We start from the raw sequence: 339 nt of genomic DNA, 5'->3' as shown, positions 1-339 counted from the left end.
GTGTACAGCTTGACGAGGGCTTCGGGGTAGTCCGACCACTTGACACCGGCGTCGATGACCTTGTCGATCGGCGCCAGCATCCCGTTGCCGGCATAGAGCTGAATATTGGGACCGTTCATCCAGAAAACATCGGGCAATTCATTTCCCTGCGCCTGGGTGCGCAATTTCTTCCAGTAGTCCTCATATCCAGCCAGATTCGTGGTGACCTTGACATTCGGATATTTCTTGTTGAACGACTTGATATTCTCCTTAATGGTCCTGGTCTGGTTCTTGTCCCAGTAGGCGAGAACAAGTTCCGCCGAGGTGTCAGGGGCGATGCTGGCGGTCCCACTGCCAGCC

1 protein-coding gene is annotated in these 339 nt (G+C 54.9%); it reads right to left on the bottom strand.

The annotated features are described in order from the left end of the window. Positions 1-339: ABC transporter substrate-binding protein (locus KQP79_RS25875; protein ID WP_264386652.1), on the bottom strand; the 339-nt coding region annotated here is incomplete at both ends.

This window comes from Bacteroides sp. DH3716P, assembly GCF_025914115.1.
GTDB lineage: Bacteria > Bacteroidota > Bacteroidia > Bacteroidales > Bacteroidaceae > Bacteroides > Bacteroides ovatus.
This window is presented reverse-complemented; position numbering and strand designations above follow the sequence as displayed.